Origin of the sequence: Pseudomonas sp. BW16M2 (assembly GCF_014268865.1) — a bacterium.
Classification (GTDB): domain Bacteria; phylum Pseudomonadota; class Gammaproteobacteria; order Pseudomonadales; family Pseudomonadaceae; genus Aquipseudomonas; species Aquipseudomonas peradeniyensis.
Genome location: NZ_JABWRI010000003.1, coordinates 1 through 18664 on the forward strand (window position 1 = coordinate 1; position 18664 = coordinate 18664).

Sequence of the window (18664 nt, forward strand, 5' to 3'; positions counted from 1 at the left end):
CGTGGGAGCGGGCTTGCCCCGCGATGGCCATCGCGGGGCAAGCCCGCTCCCACGTTGTTTGAAATGTATTTTCGATCTAAACAAATACGAAAATATGATTTCTAGATATATGTGACGAGCTGTTAATGTCACTTCCATCCAGCGGGGACAACCCCTCGCGGCCCTGCAATCGAATCGAAGGAAGCGCTTTCAATGCTGGTTGTTTCTGTCGGTGGTAGCCCCAGTCTTCGTTCACGCTCCGGCGTGCTGCTAGAACGCTCGCGCGACTGGCTGCAGGAGCGCGGTGTCGAGGTGGTGACCTTCCAGGTGCGGGAATTCCCCGCCGAGGACCTGCTCCACGCGCGCTTCGACAGCCCGCAGGTGCGTCACTTCAACGAGCTGGTGGCCCAGGCCGATGGCCTGGTGGTCGCCACGCCGGTGTACAAGGCGTCGTTCGCCGGTGCCCTGAAGACCTTGCTCGACCTGCTGCCCGAACGTGCCCTGGAACACAAGGTGGTCCTGCCGATCGCCACCGGCGGCAGCATCGCCCACATGCTGGCCGTGGACTACGCCCTCAAGCCCGTGCTGTCGGCCCTCAAGGCGCAGGAGACCCTGCAGGGGATCTTCGCCGACGACAGCCAGGTCGCCTACGGCGAAGGCACCCGACCCGCGCAACTGGCCGCTGCCCTGGAGCAGCGCCTGCAGGATTCGCTGGAAACGTTCCACGGCGCCCTGGCGCGCCGGCCTCGGCCGGTGGTGCCGGGCGAGCTCAACGAACGCCTGATCAGTGCCCGTTGGAGCATCTGATCACCCGCTATACCGCTTGACCGTTATTCCCACCTTACTCGCCCGTCAACGAGGCAAGCAGGTGCTACCCGAACCCACTCGCACAGGAGAGCGCCATGCGCACAATCTTCTTGCGTCGCGGTCTGGTCGCCCTGTTTGCGGCGGCTGTGTCCTTCGGCGCCATCACTCAAGCCCAGGCCGAGAGCCTGCGCATCGGTTATCAGAAATACGGCACCCTGGTGCTGCTCAAGGCCAAGGGCTCGCTGGAAAAGCGCCTGAAGGAACAGGGCATCGACGTGCAATGGACCGAGTTCCCCGGCGGCCCGCAACTGCTCGAAGGCCTCAACGTAGGCTCCATCGACTTCGGCGTGACCGGTGAAACTCCACCAGTGTTTGCCCAGGCTGCGGGTGCCGACCTGCTGTACGTCGCCTATGAGCCGCCAGCCCCGCACAGCGAGGCGATCCTGGTGCCGAAGGGATCGACGATCCAGTCAGTGAAGGAGCTCAAGGGCAAGAAAGTCGCCCTCAATAAGGGTTCCAACGTGCACTACCTGCTGGTACGCGCCCTGGAAGACGCCGGCCTCAAGTACACCGATATCCAGCCCGTCTACCTGCCGCCGGCCGATGCCCGCGCCGCCTTCGAGCGCGGCAGCGTCGACGCCTGGGTGATCTGGGACCCGTACCAGGCCGCTGCCGAGCAACAGCTGCAGGCACGCACCCTGCGTGACGGCAAGGACCTGGTCGACAACCACCAGTTCTACCTGGCCACCCGCAGCTATGCCACCCAGCATCCGGCGGTGATCAACACCCTGGTCGAGGAAGTACGCGCCGTGGGCGAGTGGTCCCAGGCCAACCCGCAGCAGGTCACCGACCAGGTCGCGCCGCTGCTCGGCCTGCCCGCCGACATCACCCTGACCTCGGTGAAACGCCAGGGCTACGGCGCCGCGCCGCTGACTCCGGAAGTGATCGCCGCGCAGCAGAAGATCGCCGACACCTTCCAGGCCCTGAAGCTGATTCCCAAGCCCTTGAGTATCAAGGACGTGATCTGGACACCCCCGGCCAAGGTCGCCAGCGCGCCTTGAACGATTCGCCTGCGCCGGGGCGCCGCCCCGGCATGAGCCACCCTTGAGGAGACAACTCCAATGAGCCTTAACATCTTCTGGTTCCTCCCCACCCACGGTGACGGCAAGTACCTGGGCACCAGCGAAGGCGCCCGCGCCGTCGACCACGGCTACCTGAGCCAGATCGCCCAGGCCGCCGACCGCCTGGGCTTCGGCGGCGTGCTGATCCCCACCGGACGTTCCTGCGAGGACTCCTGGCTGGTGGCGGCGTCGCTGATTCCGCTGACCGAGCGCCTGAAGTTCCTGGTGGCCCTGCGCCCGGGGATCATTTCGCCGACCGTGGCCGCGCGTCAGGCCGCCACCCTGGATCGCCTGTCCAACGGCCGGGCGCTGTTCAACCTGGTGACCGGCGGTGATCCGGACGAACTGGCCGGTGACGGCCTGCACCTGAACCACCAGGAGCGCTACGAGGCGTCGGTGGAATTCACCCGCATCTGGCGCAAGGTGCTCGAAGGCGAAACGGTCGACTACGACGGCAAGCATATCCAGGTGAAAGGCGCCAAGCTGCTCTACCCGCCGATCCAGCAGCCGCGTCCGCCGCTGTACTTCGGTGGTTCCTCCGAGGCCGCCCAGGACCTGGCCGCCGAGCAGGTCGAGCTGTACCTGACCTGGGGCGAGCCGCCGGCGGCCGTTGCCGAGAAGATCGCCCAGGTGCGTGAGAAGGCTGCGGCCCAAGGCCGTGAAGTGCGCTTCGGCATCCGCCTGCACGTGATCGTGCGGGAAACCAATGAAGAGGCCTGGGCCGCCGCCGACAGGCTGATCTCGCACCTGGACGACGACACCATCGCCCGCGCCCAGGCGTCGCTGGCGCGCTTCGACTCGGTCGGCCAGCAGCGCATGGCCGCGCTGCACGGCGGCAAGCGCGATAAGCTCGAGGTGGCGCCGAACCTGTGGGCCGGTGTCGGTCTGGTGCGTGGCGGTGCCGGCACCGCGCTGGTGGGCGATGGCCCGACCGTCGCGGCGCGGGTCAAGGAATACGCCGATCTTGGCATCGACACCTTCATCTTCTCCGGTTATCCACACCTTGAGGAGTCGTACCGCGTCGCCGAGCTGCTGTTCCCGCACCTGGACGTGCAGCGCCCGGAGCAGCCGAAGACCGGTGGCTATGTGAGCCCGTTTGGTGAAATGGTCGCCAACGACATCCTGCCCAAGTCCGTGTCGCAGAGCTGAGGACCGGGGCCATGAGTCGTGCATCTCCCACCACCTGGTCCAAGCGCCTGGCGCCCTGGGCCCTGCCGATCCTGCTGCTGGCGGTATGGCAGTTGGCGGTCAGCGCTGGCTGGCTGTCGACCCGCATCCTGCCGGCGCCGAGCGCGGTGGTCAGTGCCGGTGTCGAGCTGGTGCGCAGCGGCCAGATCTGGACCCACCTGGCCATCAGCGGCTGGCGTGCCGGCCTGGGCTTCGTGATCGGTGGCAGCCTCGGCCTGTTGCTGGGCTTCATCACCGGCCTGTCGAACTGGGGCGAGCGCCTGCTCGACAGCTCGGTGCAGATGATCCGCAACGTGCCGCACCTGGCGCTGATCCCGCTGGTGATCCTGTGGTTCGGCATCGACGAGTCGGCAAAGATCTTCCTGGTGGCGCTGGGGACGCTGTTCCCCATCTACCTGAACACCTACCACGGGATCCGCAACGTCGATCCGGCGCTGGTGGAGATGGCGCGCAGCTACGGGCTGTCGGGCTTCGCCCTGTTCCGCCAGGTGATCCTGCCGGGGGCGCTGCCTTCGATCCTGGTCGGTGTGCGCTTCGCTCTGGGCTTCATGTGGCTGACGCTGATCGTCGCCGAGACCATCTCGGCCAACGCCGGCATCGGCTACCTGGCGATGAACGCCCGCGAGTTCCTGCAGACCGATGTGGTGGTGTTGGCCATCGTCCTGTACGCGGTGCTCGGCAAGCTGGCCGACCTGGCTGCCCGGGGCCTGGAGCGGGTGTGGCTGCGCTGGCACCCGGCGTACCAGGTGGCGAAGAAGGAGGGCGCATGATGACCGTGCTCAAGGAACAGCCGCCACGCCTGCTGCGTGGCATCCCCCTGGCGGCCCGGGACCTGCGTCGCACCTTCGGCCAGCGTGAAGTGCTGCGCGGCATCGACCTGCACATTCCGGCCGGCCAGTTCGTCGCCATCGTCGGCCGCAGCGGATGTGGCAAGAGCACCTTGCTGCGCCTGCTGGCCGGGCTCGACCAACCCAGCGCCGGCCAACTGCTGGCGGGGGCCGCGCCGCTGGCCGAGGCCCGCGAGGATACCCGCCTGATGTTCCAGGACGCACGCCTGCTGCCCTGGAAGAAGGTGATCGACAACGTGGGCCTGGGCTTGTCCGGCAACTGGCGGCCCCGCGCCCTGGAGGCACTGGAGGCGGTCGGACTGGTCGATCGCGCCAACGACTGGCCGGCGGCGTTGTCCGGCGGCCAGAAGCAGCGGGTGGCCCTGGCCCGGGCGCTCATTCACCAGCCGCGCCTGCTGCTGCTGGACGAGCCATTGGGTGCGCTGGATGCCCTGACCCGCATCGAAATGCAGCAATTGATCGAGCGCCTGTGGCGCCAGCACGGTTTCACCGTGTTGCTGGTCACCCACGACGTCAGCGAAGCCGTCGCCGTGGCCGACCGGGTGATCCTGATCGAAGACGGCGCCGTCGGCCTGGACCTGGTCGTCGACCTGCCCCGGCCACGGGTGCGGGGTTCGCACCGCCTGGCGGCGCTGGAAAGCGAAGTGCTCAACCGTGTTCTGTCCGTCCCGGGCACCCCGCCCGATCCGGAACCTGTAGCCCCCTTGCCCACGCAGTTGCGTTGGGCTCACTGAATCCTCGAAGCCGCAAAAGGAATGACGCCATGACCATCAAAGCCATCAACGTTCGCAACCAGTTCAAAGGCACCGTGAAGGAAATCCTCGAAGGCCCGGTACTGTCGGAAATCGACGTGCAGACCGCCTCCGGTATCGTCACTTCGGTGATCACCACCCGCTCCGTGAAGGAGCTGGAGCTGCAGGTGGGCAGTGAAGTGATCGCCTTCGTGAAATCGACCGAGGTGTCCATCGCCAAGCTCTGATTTCCGGTGTCTTGCGAAGCGTGGGAGCGGGCTTGCCCCGCGATGGCGTCAGTCGACACATCTACGTGGCCTGACTTGACGCTATCGCGGGGCAAGCCCGCTCCCACGCGGGATCAGCGCTTGGCCAGATAAGGCGGCAGATACAGCCCCAGATAGGCCTCAAACACCCGCATCCCCTCTTCCGCCATGCGCGGCGTGATCGCTTCATGCAACTGCATCGAGCGGGCATACACCCGGTCGCTCAGCTCCATCGCCAACGCGAACACATCCATGTCCCTAGGCATCGCCGGCAGCTGGAAATGCCGGTCGAACAGCCGGTGCATCAGCTCGCCCAGCTCCAGGTCGTGCTGACGGTCGGCCTGCACCACCTCACTCAACCCATGCTGGGCCAGGATCAGCTGCCGCGCCGCGGCATCTTCGTTGTAGATGTCGAGCATGCGCTGCTCGATCAGCCGCGACAGTTGCGGCCAGGTACTGAACGCGCTGCTGTCGATGGGCGCGTTCAGGGCCTCGCGAAACGCCCGGTGCACATCGGCGGTCAACGCCTCGAGCAAGGCCGGCACGCTGGCGAAGAAGTGATACACCGACGACGGCGGAATCTGCGCCCGTTCGGCCACGCTGTAGATCGACAGCGCCGCCACCCCTTGCCCGGCCAGCAGCTCGCGGGCCGCGGCCAGGATCGCTTCGATCCTGGCCTGGCTGCTGGCGCGTGGCTTGCGTGGGGAGGTGGGGCGGGTCATCAGTTGCTGATCGCCAGGATGCTGGCCTGGTAGGCGCCGACGAACAGGTCGAAGTCACCCACCTCCTGCTGCTCCAGGCGCGACTGCTCGGCCAGGGATTCACGGGCGAGGGTTTCGAAGGCCTGCTGGCGCTCGGCGGGCAGCGGCTGCTCGCGGAAGCTCTCGGCGTGCAGGCGGCTCTGGCGCAGGGAGAACTGGACGAAGCTCTCGTCGTGCTCGGTCATGCGCGCCAGCACCTGGGCCGATGGCGTCAGCTCGGGGTCGTCGACCTTGGCCTGTTGCGCTTCCAGGGCCTTGGCGTGTTCGTTGCCGCCCTGGGCGCGGTCGAGCAGCCCGGCCAGCTGGCCGATGCGTTCGATAAGTTCGCTTGCCCATGCCTTCAGCGCGACCGGCTGGCCGTCACGGCGCAGCTCCAGGCCCGGGCGCCGGCCGTCCTTGACCACGGTGAGGAAGTTGTCGGTGCACTGGCCGCACTCGCCGTTGTCCAGCTGCGGGCTTTCTTCCAGGGCGCAGAACAGCAGGAAGGCGTCGAGGAAGCGCGCTTCGGTCAGGTCGATACCCACCGGCAGGAACGGGTTGATGTCCAGGCAGCGCACTTCCACGTACTGCACGCCACGGGAGGTCAGGGCCTGGATCGGCCGCTCGCCGGTGTAGGTGACGCGCTTGGGGCGGATGTTCGAGTAGTACTCGTTCTCGATCTGCAGGATGTTGGTGTTCAACTGCACCCACTCGCCATCCTTGTGCGTGCCGACCTCGACATAGGGCGGGTAGGGCGTGCCGACGGCCTTGCGCAGGCTGTCGGTGTAGCTGGCCAGGTTGTTGTAGCAGGGCGTCAGGCCCGCCTGGGCGTTGCTCTGGTAGCCCAGGTCGCTCATGCGCAGGCTGGTGGCGTAGGGCAGGTAGAGGGTCTGGGCATCCAGCTCTTCGAGCTGGTGCGGGCGGCCGCGCAGGAAGCCTTTGTCCAGGGCCGGGGAGGCGCCGAACAGGTACATCAGCAGCCAGCTGTAGCGGCGGAAGTTGCGGATCAGCGCGATATAGGCCGAGGACTGGTAGTCGCGGTCGTCCTGCTCGCCGCCTTCGGCGTCGCGCAGCAACGGCCACAGCGCCTCGGGCAGGGAGAAGTTGTAGTGGATGCCGGCGATGCACTGCATGGTGCGGCCGTAGCGCAGGGCCAGGCCCTTGCGATAGACGTGCTTGAGCTTGCCGATGTTCGAGCTGCCGTATTCGGCGATCGGGATGTCTTCCTCGGCCGGCAACGCGCAGGGCATCGACGGGCTCCACAGGTATTCGTCGCCCAGCTTGGTGTAGACGAAGCGGTGGATCTGGTCGAGGCTCTCGAGCACCTTGGCCGGGTCGGCCAGGGCCGGGGTGATGAACTCCAGCAGCGACTCGGAATAGTCGGTGGTGATCTGCTCGTTGGTCAGCGCCGAACCCAGGGCCTCGGGGTGCGGGGTCTGGGCCAGGCGACCGTCGTCGGTCACGCGCAGGCATTCGCGCTCAATGCCGTGCAGGCACTGCTTGAGCAGGTCGATATTGTCGCCGAGCAGGCTCAGGCGGCGGTTGAGGAGGTCGCTCAAGATGGATTCCTTCACGCGTCAGTCGCCCCAATATGGGGGTAGGGATGACGGTCTACAAGGGTAGTTGGGAAAGGAACTGGCGTTGTCGCCTGGTTTGCTCGGTTCCGGTGCATCTGATCGCGGGGCAAGCCCGCTCCCATGAAGTCTGTGAACGTTCGTGGGAGCGGGCTTGCCCCGCGATCAGGTGTACAGCAATGCGCCGAAAATACCGCAGATGGGGGCCTGTCAGCTAGAGAACCGCGAAGGTTCCCTGGGCCTTGGCCACCAGCTTGTCGTCCTGAAGCACGTCGGCGTCGACCACCAGCGTGCGCCGCCCGGCGTGCAGCACCCGGGCGGTGCACAGCACCTCGCCCTCGCTGACGGCGCGCATGTAGTTGATCTTGCACTCGATGGTCACGCTCTGCTGGTCGAAGCCATGGCTGGCCGAGCAGGCCAGGCCCATGGCGATGTCCACCAGGCTGAAGATCGCTCCGCCGTGCAGCTTCTGGCCGCGGTTGCGCAGGTGCGGCTCGAGCGCCAGGGCCACCTCTGCAACACCCGTGTCCAGGCGTTGCAGGCGGCAGCCCAGGAGCTGGCTGAAGGCGCTCTCGACGTACGCTTTCGGTACGTCCATCACTTCTTCTTCAGTTGCTTGGCGTTGGCGAACAGCGATGCCATGGCGTTGTTGGCCGGCGCGGCGGTGCTGGCCTCGCGCTGGCGCGGCGCCTGCTGCTGGCGGTTGCCGCCGTTGCCACGGTTGCCACCGCGGTTGCCCTCGACCTTCTCGCCCGGGGTGTCGCTCATGCGCATGGACAGGCCGACGCGCTTACGCGGGATGTCCACTTCCATGACCTTGACCTTGACCACGTCGCCGGCCTTGACCGCTTCACGCGGGTCCTTGACGAACTTCTCCGACAACGCCGAGATGTGCACCAGGCCGTCCTGGTGCACGCCGATGTCGACGAAGGCACCGAAGTTGGTGACGTTGGTCACCACGCCTTCGAGGATCATGCCCGGCTCCAGGTCCTTGAGGTCCTCGACGCCGTCCTGGAAGGTGGCGGTCTTGAACTCCGGGCGCGGGTCGCGGCCCGGCTTGTCCAGCTCCTGGAGGATGTCGGTGACGGTCGGCAGGCCGAAGCTTTCGTCGGTGAATTTCTTCGGATCCAGGCGTTTGAGGAAACCGCTGTCGCCGATCAGCGAGCGAATGTCGCGGTCGGTGTCGGCGGCGATGCGCTGCACCAGCGGGTAGGCTTCCGGGTGCACCGCCGAGGCGTCCAGCGGGTTGTCGCCGTTCATCACGCGCAGGAAGCCGGCGGCCTGTTCGAAGGTCTTCTCGCCCAGGCGGCTGACTTTCTTCAGCGCGGCGCGGGTGGCGAACGGGCCGTTGGCGTCGCGGTGGGCGACGATGTTCTGCGCCAGGGTGGCGTTGAGGCCGGAGATGCGCGTCAGCAGCGCCACGGAAGCGGTGTTGACGTCCACGCCCACGGCGTTCACGCAGTCCTCGACCACGGCGTCCAGGCCGCGGGCCAGCTTCACCTGCGACACGTCGTGCTGGTACTGGCCGACGCCGATGGATTTCGGATCGATCTTGACCAGTTCGGCCAGTGGGTCCTGCAGGCGGCGAGCGATGGACACCGCGCCACGGATCGACACGTCCAGGTCAGGGAATTCGCGGGCGGCCAACTCGGAAGCCGAGTACACCGAGGCGCCGGCCTCGGAGACCATGATCTTGGTGATCTTCAGGGCCGGGTATTTCTTGACCAGCTCGGCCACCAGCTTGTCGCTTTCGCGGCTGGCGGTGCCGTTACCGATGGCGATCAGCTCGACCGAGTGCTTGGCGCACAGCGCGGCCATGATGGAAATGGTGCGGTCCCAGTCGTTCTTCGGCGCGTGCGGGTAGACCGTGGTGTGGTCCAGCAGCTTGCCGGTGGCGTCGACCACGGCGATCTTGCAGCCGGTGCGCAGGCCCGGGTCGAAGCCCAGCGTTGCGCGCGGACCGGCCGGGGCGGCCAGCAGCAGGTCGTGCAGGTTGTGGGCGAAGACGTTGATCGCCTCGCCTTCGGCGTTGTCGCGCAGCTCGCCGAACAGGTCGGTTTCCAGGTGGGTGTACAGCTTGACCTTCCAGGTCCAGCGCACCACTTCGCCCAGCCATTTGTCGGCCGGGCGGCTGCGGTTTTCGATGCCGACATGGTTGCCGATCATCAGTTCGCACGGGTGCAGGGTGCCCGGCAGCTCCTCGCCGACTTTCAGCGAGGCGCTCAGCACGCCTTCGTTGCGCCCGCGGAAGATCGCCAGGGCACGGTGCGATGGCGCGCTGCGCAGCAGTTCGTCGTGGGCGAAGTAGTCGCGGAACTTGGCGCCTTCCTCTTCCTTGCCAGCGACCACGCGGGCGGTCAGCACCGCTTCCTGCTTGAGGAAACCGCGCAGCTTGTCGAGCAGGGCGGCGTCCTCGGCGAAGCGCTCCATGAGGATGTACTTGGCGCCTTCCAGGGCGGCCTTGACGTCGGCCACGCCTTTTTCGGCGTCGACGAAACGTGCCGCTTCGCTTTCCGGGTTCAGCTGCGGGTCGTTGAACAGGCCGTCGGCCAGCTCGCCCAGGCCCGCCTCCAGGGCGATCTGGCCCTTGGTGCGGCGCTTCTGCTTGTACGGCAGGTACAGGTCTTCGAGGCGGGTCTTGGTGTCGGCCAGCTTGATCTCGCGGGCCAGCTCCGGGGTCAGCTTGCCCTGCTCCTCGATGCTGGCCAGGATGCTGGCGCGGCGCTCGTCGAGCTCGCGCAGGTAGCGCAGGCGCTCTTCCAGGTGGCGCAGTTGGGTGTCATCCAGGCTGCCGGTCACTTCCTTGCGGTAACGGGCGATGAAGGGCACGGTCGATCCTTCGTCCAACAGGCCCACGGCCGCTTCGACCTGCTGTGGGCGCACGCCCAGTTCCTCGGCGATACGGCTGTTGATGCTGTCCATGAAAACCACCTGACAAATAGTGAATGCAAGGCCGCGGGTGGGCATTCATGCCCGGCGGCGCTGGGTGAAAGCCGCGCATTATACCCATCGTGCCGGGCTTGCGGTGATGGCGCGGCGCCAGCCGACGACGGGGCGACAGTGGCATGCCGGGAAAAATCTGCTAACAATGCACACGGCACGCGCTGCAGTGGCTACGCCATAATGCGCGGCGATATCAGAGGAGTTATTCATGACCAGCACCGCAAACGCCGCAGAAGGCGACAAGATTCTCATCGTCGACGACGACCCGGGCCTGAGCAGCCTGCTGGACCGTTTCTTCACCAGCAAGGGCTTCCGTGTCCGCACCGTGCCCAACGTCGAACAGATGGACCGCCTGCTGGCCCGTGAAGTGTTCAATTTGGTGGTCCTCGACCTGATGCTGCCGGGCGAGGACGGCCTGTCCGCGTGCAAGCGCCTGCGCGCGTCGAACAACCAGATCCCGATCATCATGCTCACCGCCAAGGGCGACGAGCTCAGCCGCATCAAGGGCCTGGAGCTGGGCGCCGACGACTACCTGGCCAAGCCGTTCAACCCCGACGAACTGGTGGCCCGGGTCAAGGCCGTGTTGCGTCGCCAGTCCCCGAGCGTGCCGGGCGCGCCGGGCAGCGAGGAAGAGACTGTCACCTTCGGCGACTACGAGCTGTCGCTGGCAACCCGCGAACTCAAGCGCGGCGACGAGACGCACATGCTCACCACCGGTGAGTTCGCCGTGCTCAAGGCCCTGGTGATGCACGCCCGCGAGCCGCTGACCCGCGACAAGCTGATGAACCTGGCCCGCGGCCGCGAGTGGGACGCCCTGGAGCGCTCCATCGATGTGCAGATCTCGCGCCTGCGCCGGATGATCGAGCCCGACCCGTCCAAGCCACGCTACATCCAGACCGTATGGGGTGTGGGCTACGTCTTCGTGCCGGACGGAAACGCCGGCAAATGAGCCTGTCGGCACGTCAGGGTGCAGCAGGGCGACCCATGCGGGTCGCCCTGTTTGCGTCTGTGGCGGCCGGCCTTTTCAGCGCAGTAGTTGATCGATGAAAACGCCTCTCTGGTTCCCGCAAAGCTTCTTCGCCCGCACCCTCTGGCTGGTGCTGATCGTCGTGCTGTTCTCCAAGGCACTGACGCTCGTGTACCTGCTGATGAACGAGGATGTGCTGGTCGACCGCCAGTACAGCCACGGCGTGGCCCTGACGCTGCGCGCCTACTGGGCCGCGGATGAAGAGAACCGTGACCAGATCGCCGAGGCGGCCGGCCTGATCCGCGTGACCGGCGCCGGCGTGCCGGAGGGCGAGCAGCACTGGCCCTACAGCGAGATCTACCAGCGCCAGATGCAGGCCGAGCTGGGCGATGACACCGAGGTGCGGCTGCGCATCCACGCGCCGCCCGCGCTGTGGGTCAATGCCCCGAGCCTGGGCCCGGGCTGGCTCAAGGTGCCGCTGTATCCGCACCCGCTGCGTGGGCAGAAGATCTGGAACGTGCTCGGTTGGTTCCTGGCCATCGGCCTGTTGTCCACGGCATCGGCCTGGATCTTCGTGCGCCAGCTCAACCAGCCGCTCAAGCGCCTGGTATTTGCTGCCCGCCAGCTGGGCCAGGGGCGCAGCGTGCGCCTGCCGATCAGCGACACCCCGAGCGAGATGACCGAGGTGTACCGGGCGTTCAACCAGATGGCCGAGGATGTCGAGCAGGCCGGGCGTGAGCGCGAGCTGATGCTGGCCGGGGTGTCCCATGACCTGCGCACGCCGCTGACCCGGCTGCGCCTTTCGCTGTCGCTGATGGACAACGACAGCGACCTCAGCGAGGACATGGTCCGCGACATCGAGGACATGGACGCGATCCTCGACCAGTTCCTGGCGTTCATTCGGGACGGGCGTGACGAACCGGTGGAGGAGGTCGACCTCAACGACCTGATCTACGAAGTGGTGGCGCCCTACAACCAGCACAAGGAGCAGGTGCGCCTGTGCCTGGAGCCGATCCCGCCGTTCCCGCTGCGCCGGGTGTCGCTCAAGCGCATGCTGGGCAATCTGATCGGCAACGCCCTGCATCACGCCGGCAAGGGCGTCGAAGTGGCGGCCTATGTGTCGGGCGACCAGAGCGCGCCGTATGTGGTGCTCAGCGTGCTGGACCGTGGCGCTGGCATCGACGAGTCGGAGCTGGAGACCATCTTCAACCCGTTCATCCGTGGCGACCGGGCACGGGGCGGCAAGGGCACCGGGTTGGGGTTGGCGATCGTCAAGCGCATTGCCGCGCAGCATGGCGGCAACGTGGAGCTGCGCAACCGCTCGGGTGGCGGGATCGAGGCGCGGGTGAGACTGCCGCTGGGGTTGTTGCTGCCGCGTAACGCTGTCTGATCGTTGTTGATTGTACGGGCCTCTTCGCGGCTAAAGCCGCTCCCACAGGTTTTTGCATGTTCTCTGTGGGAGCGGCTTTAGCCGCGAAGAGGCCCGTAAAGGCGCCATCAGCCCTTGCCCTTGGTCCGCGTCTGATTCGGCCCGCTGTTCTTCTCCAGGTGCTCGATGATCATCCCGGCCACGTCCTTGCCGGTGGTTACCTCGATACCCTCAAGCCCCGGCGATGAATTCACCTCCATCACCAGCGGCCCGTGATTGGAACGCAGGATATCCACCCCCGCCACGCTAAGGCCCATGACCTTCGCCGCGCGAATGGCGGTCATGCGCTCCTCGGGGGTGATCTTGATCAGGCTGGCCACGCCACCGCGGTGCAGGTTGGAGCGAAACTCGCCCGGCTTGGCCTGGCGCTTCATCGAGGCGATCACCTTGTCGCCCACCACGAAGCAGCGAATGTCGGCACCCCCGGCCTCCTTGATGTATTCCTGGACCATGATGTTCTGCTTCAGGCCCATGAACGCCTCGATCACCGATTCGGCGGCCTTGGTGGTCTCGCACAGCACCACGCCGATGCCCTGGGTGCCTTCGAGCACCTTGATCACCAGTGGCGCGCCGTTGACCATCTGGATCAGGTCGGGAATGTCGTCCGGCGAGTGGGCGAAACCGGTGATCGGCAGGCCGATGCCGCGCCGAGACAGCAATTGCAGCGAACGCAGCTTGTCCCGCGAGCGGGCAATGGCCACCGATTCGTTGAGCGGGTACACGCCCATCATCTCGAACTGGCGCAGCACCGCGCAGCCATAGAAGGTGACCGATGCACCGATGCGCGGGATCACCGCATCGAACCCCTCCAGCGGCTTGCCGCGGTAATGGATCTGCGGCTTGTGGCTGGCGATGTTCATATAGGCCCGGAGCGTGTCGATCACCACCACTTCGTGGCCCCGCTGGGTACCGGCCTCGACCAGGCGGCGGGTGGAATACAGACGCGGATTGCGCGACAGCACAGCGATCTTCATGCAGCACCTGTGACAGGGGAAAGGGTGGCCGGGAAGGCCGGTTTGTCCTGGACGTACTTAAGGCCTGGGTTGACCACCAGCTGGCCATGGATGAGCGCCTTCGAGCCGAGCAGCAGCCGATAGCGCATGCTCTTGCGGCAGGCCAGGGTGAACTCGACCTCCCAGACCCGGTCGCCGAGTGCCAGGGCCGTACGGATCACGTAGCGGATCTGGGCCTGGCCGTTGGAGCTCTTGATGGTCTTCATGGTCACCAGTGGCGCCTCGCAACGCCGGTGGCGCAACTGCACCACCGAGCCCAGGTGCGCGGTGAAGCGCACCCATGGCTGGCCATCGCGCTCGAACGGTTCGACCTCGGTGGCGTGCAGGCTGGAGGTGCTGGCGCCGGTGTCGATCTTGGCGCGCAGGCCGGCGACACCCAGCTCGGGCAGGGCGACCCACTCGCGCAGGCCGATCACAGTCAGGTGGTCAAATGTCTTCACGAAGCGTGCCCTGGGGATATGGAGGTGAACTGTAATGACGGCACGGACTTTTTGCATCCGTCAGTCACGGTAGTACAGTTCCGTGAAAGACAGAATTCGAGGAAAGACCATGGCACAAAAGCCTGAAGACGACGACAAGGTACGCCTGGACAAATGGCTGTGGGCGGCGCGCTTCTACAAGACCCGCGCCCTGGCCAAGGCGGCGATCGAAAGCGGCAAGGTGCACTGCCGGGGCGAGCGCTGCAAGCCGGGCAAGGAGCCGCGGGTGGGCGACGAGTTCGTGCTGCGCACCGGTTTCGACGAGCGCACCGTGGTGGTCAGGGCATTGTCGGTGGTGCGCCGCGGCGCGCCCGAGGCGCAGGCGCTGTATGAGGAAACGGCCGAAAGCATGAAGCGCCGCGAACAGGCGGCCGAGATGCGCAAGGCGGGCGCGCTGGGCATGACCAGCGACGGGCGGCCGAACAAGAAGCAGCGGCGCCAGATCCACCAGTTGCACGGCAGTTTCGACTGATCGGGGCTGTCGTTTGGTTCGTTGCAACCAGCCCTTGCAACATTCGGTAACTCCTCGGCAGATGAGCAAGAAAATGGGATTCACTACCATTTACATCTCTCAATCCAGCGAGGAGTACCCCCGATGTTGCCCCGCAAGCCCCTACTGGCCGCCCTGGCCCTCACTCTGTTCGGCGGCACCGCCCAGGCGGCGGATGAAGTGGTGGTGTACTCCTCGCGCATCGACGAGCTGATCAAGCCGGTGTTCGACGCCTATACCGCCAAGACTGGCGTCAAGATCAAGTTCATCACCGACAAGGAAGCCCCGTTGATGCAGCGCATCAAGGCCGAGGGCGAGAACGGCGTGGCCGACCTGCTGCTCACCGTCGATGCCGGCAACCTCTGGCAGGCCGAACAGATGGGCATCCTGCAGCCGATCAAGTCGGCGGTCATCGACCAGAACATCCCGCCGCAGTACCGCGCCTCGTCCCATGACTGGACCGGCCTGAGCCTGCGCGCGCGGACCATCGCCTACTCCACCGACCGGGTCAAACCGGGGGAACTCAGCACTTACGAGGCACTGGCCGACAAGAACTGGGAGGGCCGCCTGTGCCTGCGCACGGCGAAGAAGGTCTACAACCAGTCGCTGACCGCCACGCTGATCGAGAACCACGGCGAGGCCGCGACCGAGAAGCTGATCAAGGGCTGGGTCAACAACCTGTCCACCGATGTGTTCTCCGACGACACCGCAGTAATCCAGGCCATCGCCGCCGGCCAGTGCGACGTGGGTATCGTCAACACCTACTACTACGGGCGCCTGCACAAGGAGAAGCCTGACCTGCCGGTGAAGCTGTTCTGGCCCAACCAGGCTGATCGCGGCGTGCACGTCAACCTGTCGGGCATCGGCCTGACCAAGCACGCACCGCATCCGGAAGCGGCGAAGAAGCTGGTGGAGTGGATGACCGGCGAGGAGGCGCAGAAGCTGTTCGCCGATATCAACCAGGAGTTCCCGGCCAACCCGAAGGTCAAGCCTTCGGCGGAAGTCGCGGCTTGGGGCACCTTCAAGGCCGACAGCATTCCGGTGGAAGTCGCCGGCAAGCGCCAGGCCGAAGCCATTCGCTTGATGGACCGGGCTGGCTGGAACTGAGCCTATCGCCTTATCCTTGAGAACCAATCGCGGGGCAAGCCCGCTCCCACGAACCATGCGGACGTGGGAGCGGGCTTGCCCCGCGATGCTATCGCCCAGCCATCGAGATCTTCGATTTGCCTCACACCCCCCAACGCCGCTGGTACCTGCCGGTCTCCCTGACCGCCGCCCTGGTCCTGCTCCCACTGAGCGTCCTGCTGCTGTCCTGGCAATCGGTCGACATGCAGATCTGGTCGCACCTGCTCGACACCCAGATGAGCCGCCTGCTGGGCAACACCCTCACCCTGGTGCTGGGGGTGGGCCTCGGCGTGACCGTGCTGGGGGTGAGCCTGGCCTGGCTCACCAGCCTCTGCGAGTTCCCCGGCCGGCGCTGGCTGGACTGGGCGCTGATGCTGCCGTTCGCGATTCCGGCCTATGTCCTGGCGTTCGTCTTCGTCGGTCTGCTCGACTTCTCAGGCCCCGTGCAGACGGCCCTGCGCGAGGTGTTCGGGCCCATGCGCCTGCCACGGGTACGTTCCACCGGCGGGGTGATCACAGTATTGGTGCTGGTGTTCTATCCCTACGTCTACCTGCTGGCGCGCACCGCGTTCCTGGCCCAGGGCAAGGGTCTGATGGAGGCCGCGCGGGTGCTCGGGCTGTCGCCGCTGCAGGCGTTCTGGCGGGTGGCCTTGCCCATGGCGCGCCCGGCCATCGGCGCCGGCATCGCCCTGGCGCTGATGGAGACCCTGGCCGATTTCGGCGCGGTGGCGGTGTTCAACTTCGACACCTTCACCACGGCTATCTACAAGACCTGGTACGGCTTCTTCAGCCTGTCCAGCGCGGCGCAGCTGGCCAGCCTGCTGCTGCTGGCGGTGATGCTGGTGCTGTATGGCGAGCGCCGTGCCCGGGGCGCCAGCCGCAGTGGCAACGAGCGACCACGGGGTCAGGCGCTGTATCACCTGCGAGGCATCAAGGCCTTGGCCGCGAGCGGCTGGTGCCTGCTTGTCTTCGCCTGCGCCTTCGTCATCCCGATGCTGCAGCTGCTGGCGTGGTTCTGGCAGCGCGGCCGGCACGACCTGGACGAGCGCTACCTCGGCCTGGTCATGCACACCCTGTACCTCGGCGCCATGGCGGCGCTGATCACGGTCAGCGTGGCCATGCTGATGGCCTTCGCCCGGCGCCAGGCACCGACCACGGCCATCCGCGCCGGGGTCGGTCTGGCCAACCTCGGCTATGCCTTGCCGGGCTCGGTGTTGGCGGTGTCGATCATGCTGGCGTTCAGCTACCTGGACAACCAGCTGGTGATACCGCTGTCGCAGTGGTTGGGCGGGGCGGGCAAGCCATTGTTGCTGGGCAGCCTGTCGGCCCTGCTGCTGGCCTACCTGGTGCGGTTCATCGCCGTGGCCTATGGCCCGCTGGAAAGCAGCCTGGAGCGGATCCGCCCGTCGTTGCCGGAGGCGTCACGCAGCCTCGGGGTCGCCGGGCCGGGATTGTTTTTCAAGGTGTATCTGCCGCTGCTGGTGCCCGGTGCGCTCAGCGCCGCCCTGTTGGTGTTCGTCGACGTGTTGAAGGAGATGCCGGCGACACTGCTGATGCGCCCATTCGGCTGGGACACCCTGGCCGTGCGGGTGTTCGAGATGACCAGCGAGGGCGAGTGGGCACGGGCCTCGCTGCCGGCCCTGACCCTGGTGCTGGTCGGCCTGCTGCCGGTGATCGGCCTGATCCGTCGCTCGGCCCATCGTCCGGGCCACCCGCGCTGAGGGTGCCACGCAGCTTCCTTGCGGCTACAATGCGCGGCATTCGCAGCGACGGGTCCTACAAAAACAGGTGATGATTGAACATCGCCGACCGCCGCCGCCTCGCCACGCCCGGAAGGAGAAACCCATGGGACAGCGTACGCCTCTGTATGACCTGCACCTGGCGCTCGGCGCCAAGACGGTCGATTTCGGCGGATGGGACATGCCCCTGCATTACGGCTCGCAAGTCGAGGAGCACCATCAGGTGCGCAGTGACTGCGGGGTCTTCGATGTCTCCCACATGACCGTCATCGATATCGACGGTTGCGCCGCCACGCCCTGGCTGCAACACCTGCTGGCCAATGACGTGACGCGTCTGGAAAACCCCGGCAAGGCCCTCTACAGCCCCCTGCTCAACGCCGCTGGCGGAGTGATCGACGACCTGATCGCCTACCGCACCGAGGACGGCTACCGCCTGGTGGCCAACGCCGCCACCCGCGACAAGGTACTGGCCTGGCTGCAAGCGCAGAGCGAAGGTTTCAAGGTCGGCTTCAAGGTCCGTCCCGAGCTGGCCATTCTCGCCATCCAGGGCCCGCATGCCCGGGAAAAGGTCGCTGCCCTGCTCAGCGCCTCGCGTGCCGCGCTGATCCGCGAGCTGCGCCCCTTCGAAGGCCTTGCCGACGGTGACTGGTTCATCGCCCGTACCGGTTATACCGGCGAGGACGGCCTGGAGATCATCCTTCCCGGCGAGCAGGCCCCGGCGTTCTTCAACGACCTGGTCGGCGCCGGCATCGCCCCGAGCGGCCTGGGCGCGCGCGACACCCTGCGCCTGGAAGCCGGCATGAACCTGTACGGCCAGGACATCGACGAAGCCCACACCCCGCTGACCTCCAACCTGGGTTGGAGCGTCGCCTGGGAGCCGGCGGGCCGCGAGTTCATCGGCCGTGCCGGCCTGCTGGCGGAAATCGAGCAGGGCGTGAAGGAAAAACTGGTCGGCCTGGTGCTCGAGGAGCGTGGTGTTCTGCGTGCCCACCAGGTGGTCCGTGTATCCGGGATTGGCGAAGGAGAGATCACCAGTGGTAGTTTCTCGCCTACGCTGAGCAAATCCATTGCCCTGGCCCGCGTGCCCATGGCCACCGGCGACCGCGCCGAAGTGGAGATCCGTGGCAAGTGGTACCCGGTGCGGGTGGTCAAGCCGACCTTCGTGCGCCATGGCAAGATCCTGATCTGATTATCCAAATGGCGGGCCGACCGCTGACCCTAACGA

18 protein-coding genes are annotated in these 18664 nt (G+C 66.3%); 12 read left to right on the top strand and 6 right to left on the bottom strand.

Annotated elements, in window-relative coordinates; translation table 11 throughout:
- Positions 1 to 192: 192 nt before the first annotated feature.
- From ssuE to HU735_RS04255, 6 genes are all read left to right on the top strand, one after another.
- Positions 193 to 786: an NADPH-dependent FMN reductase gene (gene ssuE, locus HU735_RS04230; protein ID WP_186712554.1), complete on the top strand. Its 594-nt coding sequence runs from the start codon at positions 193 to 195 to the stop codon at positions 784 to 786.
- Positions 787 to 881: 95 nt separating this feature from the next.
- Entirely contained in the window at positions 882 to 1847 is a 966-nt protein-coding gene (locus tag HU735_RS04235) for a sulfonate ABC transporter substrate-binding protein (RefSeq protein ID WP_028689217.1), read from the top strand.
- Between the two features lie 60 nt (positions 1848 to 1907).
- Positions 1908 to 3056, top strand: a complete 1149-nt coding sequence (gene ssuD / locus HU735_RS04240; protein ID WP_186712555.1) for an FMNH2-dependent alkanesulfonate monooxygenase — start codon at positions 1908 to 1910, stop codon at positions 3054 to 3056.
- 11 nt (positions 3057 to 3067) lie between these two features.
- Positions 3068 to 3865: an aliphatic sulfonate ABC transporter permease SsuC gene (ssuC, locus tag HU735_RS04245; protein ID WP_186712556.1), complete on the top strand. Its 798-nt coding sequence runs from the start codon at positions 3068 to 3070 to the stop codon at positions 3863 to 3865.
- Positions 3865 to 4677 (top strand): aliphatic sulfonates ABC transporter ATP-binding protein, encoded by an 813-nt coding sequence (gene ssuB / locus HU735_RS04250; protein ID WP_028689214.1) that lies wholly within the window; start codon positions 3865 to 3867, stop codon positions 4675 to 4677. Before ssuC ends, ssuB begins: the two co-directional genes overlap by 1 nt.
- A 29-nt stretch (positions 4678 to 4706) precedes the next feature.
- Positions 4707 to 4922, top strand: coding sequence for a molybdopterin-binding protein (locus HU735_RS04255; protein ID WP_008095172.1), 216 nt, complete (start codon positions 4707 to 4709; stop codon positions 4920 to 4922).
- A 113-nt stretch (positions 4923 to 5035) separates the two neighbouring features.
- On the opposite strand, the gene HU735_RS04260 is transcribed toward HU735_RS04255, so the two are convergent.
- The 4 genes from HU735_RS04260 to HU735_RS04275 all read right to left on the bottom strand — a co-directional run bounded on the left by HU735_RS04260 (position 5036) and on the right by HU735_RS04275 (position 10176).
- Positions 5036 to 5662: a TetR/AcrR family transcriptional regulator gene (locus HU735_RS04260; RefSeq protein WP_186712557.1), complete on the bottom strand. Its 627-nt coding sequence runs from the start codon at positions 5660 to 5662 to the stop codon at positions 5036 to 5038.
- Positions 5662 to 7239 carry a glutamate--cysteine ligase gene (gene gshA / locus HU735_RS04265; RefSeq protein WP_186712558.1) on the bottom strand — a complete coding sequence of 526 codons (1578 nt, stop codon included), beginning with the start codon at positions 7237 to 7239 and terminating at the stop codon, positions 5662 to 5664. The genes HU735_RS04260 and gshA overlap by 1 nt, the downstream gene beginning before the upstream one ends.
- A gap of 229 nt (positions 7240 to 7468) precedes the next feature.
- Positions 7469 to 7852 carry a PaaI family thioesterase gene (locus HU735_RS04270; protein ID WP_110735521.1) on the bottom strand — a complete coding sequence of 128 codons (384 nt, stop codon included), beginning with the start codon at positions 7850 to 7852 and terminating at the stop codon, positions 7469 to 7471.
- Positions 7852 to 10176, bottom strand: a complete 2325-nt coding sequence (locus HU735_RS04275; RefSeq protein ID WP_186712559.1) for a Tex family protein — start codon at positions 10174 to 10176, stop codon at positions 7852 to 7854. The genes HU735_RS04270 and HU735_RS04275 overlap by 1 nt, the downstream gene beginning before the upstream one ends.
- Before the next feature lie 229 nt (positions 10177 to 10405).
- On the opposite strand from HU735_RS04275, the gene ompR reads away from it, so the two are divergent.
- Positions 10406 to 11146, top strand: coding sequence for a two-component system response regulator OmpR (ompR, locus tag HU735_RS04280; protein ID WP_050707447.1), 741 nt, complete (start codon positions 10406 to 10408; stop codon positions 11144 to 11146).
- A gap of 94 nt (positions 11147 to 11240) precedes the next feature.
- Positions 11241 to 12554, top strand: a complete 1314-nt coding sequence (locus HU735_RS04285; protein WP_110735515.1) for an ATP-binding protein — start codon at positions 11241 to 11243, stop codon at positions 12552 to 12554.
- A 107-nt stretch (positions 12555 to 12661) separates the two neighbouring features.
- On the opposite strand, the gene rimK is transcribed toward HU735_RS04285, so the two are convergent.
- On the bottom strand, positions 12662 to 13567 hold the full coding sequence (rimK, locus tag HU735_RS04290; RefSeq protein WP_011531656.1) for a 30S ribosomal protein S6--L-glutamate ligase: 906 nt from the start codon (positions 13565 to 13567) through the stop codon (positions 12662 to 12664).
- Positions 13564 to 14013 (bottom strand): ATP-dependent zinc protease, encoded by a 450-nt coding sequence (locus HU735_RS04295; RefSeq protein ID WP_175406171.1) that lies wholly within the window; start codon positions 14011 to 14013, stop codon positions 13564 to 13566. Before HU735_RS04295 ends, rimK begins: the two co-directional genes overlap by 4 nt.
- A 142-nt stretch (positions 14014 to 14155) precedes the next feature.
- Here HU735_RS04295 and HU735_RS04300 point away from each other — a divergent pair, with 142 nt between their 5' ends.
- From HU735_RS04300 to gcvT, 4 genes are all read left to right on the top strand, one after another.
- Positions 14156 to 14557: a S4 domain-containing protein gene (locus HU735_RS04300; RefSeq protein ID WP_050707444.1), complete on the top strand. Its 402-nt coding sequence runs from the start codon at positions 14156 to 14158 to the stop codon at positions 14555 to 14557.
- 123 nt (positions 14558 to 14680) lie between these two features.
- On the top strand, positions 14681 to 15682 hold the full coding sequence (locus HU735_RS04305; RefSeq protein ID WP_186712560.1) for an extracellular solute-binding protein: 1002 nt from the start codon (positions 14681 to 14683) through the stop codon (positions 15680 to 15682).
- Positions 15683 to 15798: 116 nt separating this feature from the next.
- Entirely contained in the window at positions 15799 to 17421 is a 1623-nt protein-coding gene (locus HU735_RS04310; protein ID WP_186712561.1) for an iron ABC transporter permease, read from the top strand.
- Positions 17422 to 17545: 124 nt separating this feature from the next.
- Positions 17546 to 18628 carry a glycine cleavage system aminomethyltransferase GcvT gene (gene gcvT / locus HU735_RS04315; protein WP_186712562.1) on the top strand — a complete coding sequence of 361 codons (1083 nt, stop codon included), beginning with the start codon at positions 17546 to 17548 and terminating at the stop codon, positions 18626 to 18628.
- Positions 18629 to 18664: the final 36 nt, after the last annotated feature.

What these genes read in the sequence shown, in the direction of transcription:
- ssuE (WP_186712554.1), top strand. Translation starts at nt 193, where the DNA reads ATGCTGGTTGTTTCTGTCGGTGGTAGCCCCAGTCTTCGTTCACGCTCC.
- HU735_RS04235 (WP_028689217.1), top strand. Translation starts at nt 882, where the DNA reads ATGCGCACAATCTTCTTGCGTCGCGGTCTGGTCGCCCTGTTTGCGGCG.
- ssuD (WP_186712555.1), top strand. Translation starts at nt 1,908, where the DNA reads ATGAGCCTTAACATCTTCTGGTTCCTCCCCACCCACGGTGACGGCAAG.
- ssuC (WP_186712556.1), top strand. Translation starts at nt 3,068, where the DNA reads ATGAGTCGTGCATCTCCCACCACCTGGTCCAAGCGCCTGGCGCCCTGG.
- ssuB (WP_028689214.1), top strand. Translation starts at nt 3,865, where the DNA reads ATGACCGTGCTCAAGGAACAGCCGCCACGCCTGCTGCGTGGCATCCCC.
- HU735_RS04255 (WP_008095172.1), top strand. Translation starts at nt 4,707, where the DNA reads ATGACCATCAAAGCCATCAACGTTCGCAACCAGTTCAAAGGCACCGTG.
- HU735_RS04260 (WP_186712557.1), bottom strand. Translation starts at nt 5,662, where the DNA reads ATGACCCGCCCCACCTCCCCACGCAAGCCACGCGCCAGCAGCCAGGCC.
- HU735_RS04270 (WP_110735521.1), bottom strand. Translation starts at nt 7,852, where the DNA reads ATGGACGTACCGAAAGCGTACGTCGAGAGCGCCTTCAGCCAGCTCCTG.
- HU735_RS04275 (WP_186712559.1), bottom strand. Translation starts at nt 10,176, where the DNA reads ATGGACAGCATCAACAGCCGTATCGCCGAGGAACTGGGCGTGCGCCCA.
- ompR (WP_050707447.1), top strand. Translation starts at nt 10,406, where the DNA reads ATGACCAGCACCGCAAACGCCGCAGAAGGCGACAAGATTCTCATCGTC.
- HU735_RS04285 (WP_110735515.1), top strand. Translation starts at nt 11,241, where the DNA reads ATGAAAACGCCTCTCTGGTTCCCGCAAAGCTTCTTCGCCCGCACCCTC.
- rimK (WP_011531656.1), bottom strand. Translation starts at nt 13,567, where the DNA reads ATGAAGATCGCTGTGCTGTCGCGCAATCCGCGTCTGTATTCCACCCGC.
- HU735_RS04300 (WP_050707444.1), top strand. Translation starts at nt 14,156, where the DNA reads ATGGCACAAAAGCCTGAAGACGACGACAAGGTACGCCTGGACAAATGG.
- HU735_RS04305 (WP_186712560.1), top strand. Translation starts at nt 14,681, where the DNA reads ATGTTGCCCCGCAAGCCCCTACTGGCCGCCCTGGCCCTCACTCTGTTC.
- gcvT (WP_186712562.1), top strand. Translation starts at nt 17,546, where the DNA reads ATGGGACAGCGTACGCCTCTGTATGACCTGCACCTGGCGCTCGGCGCC.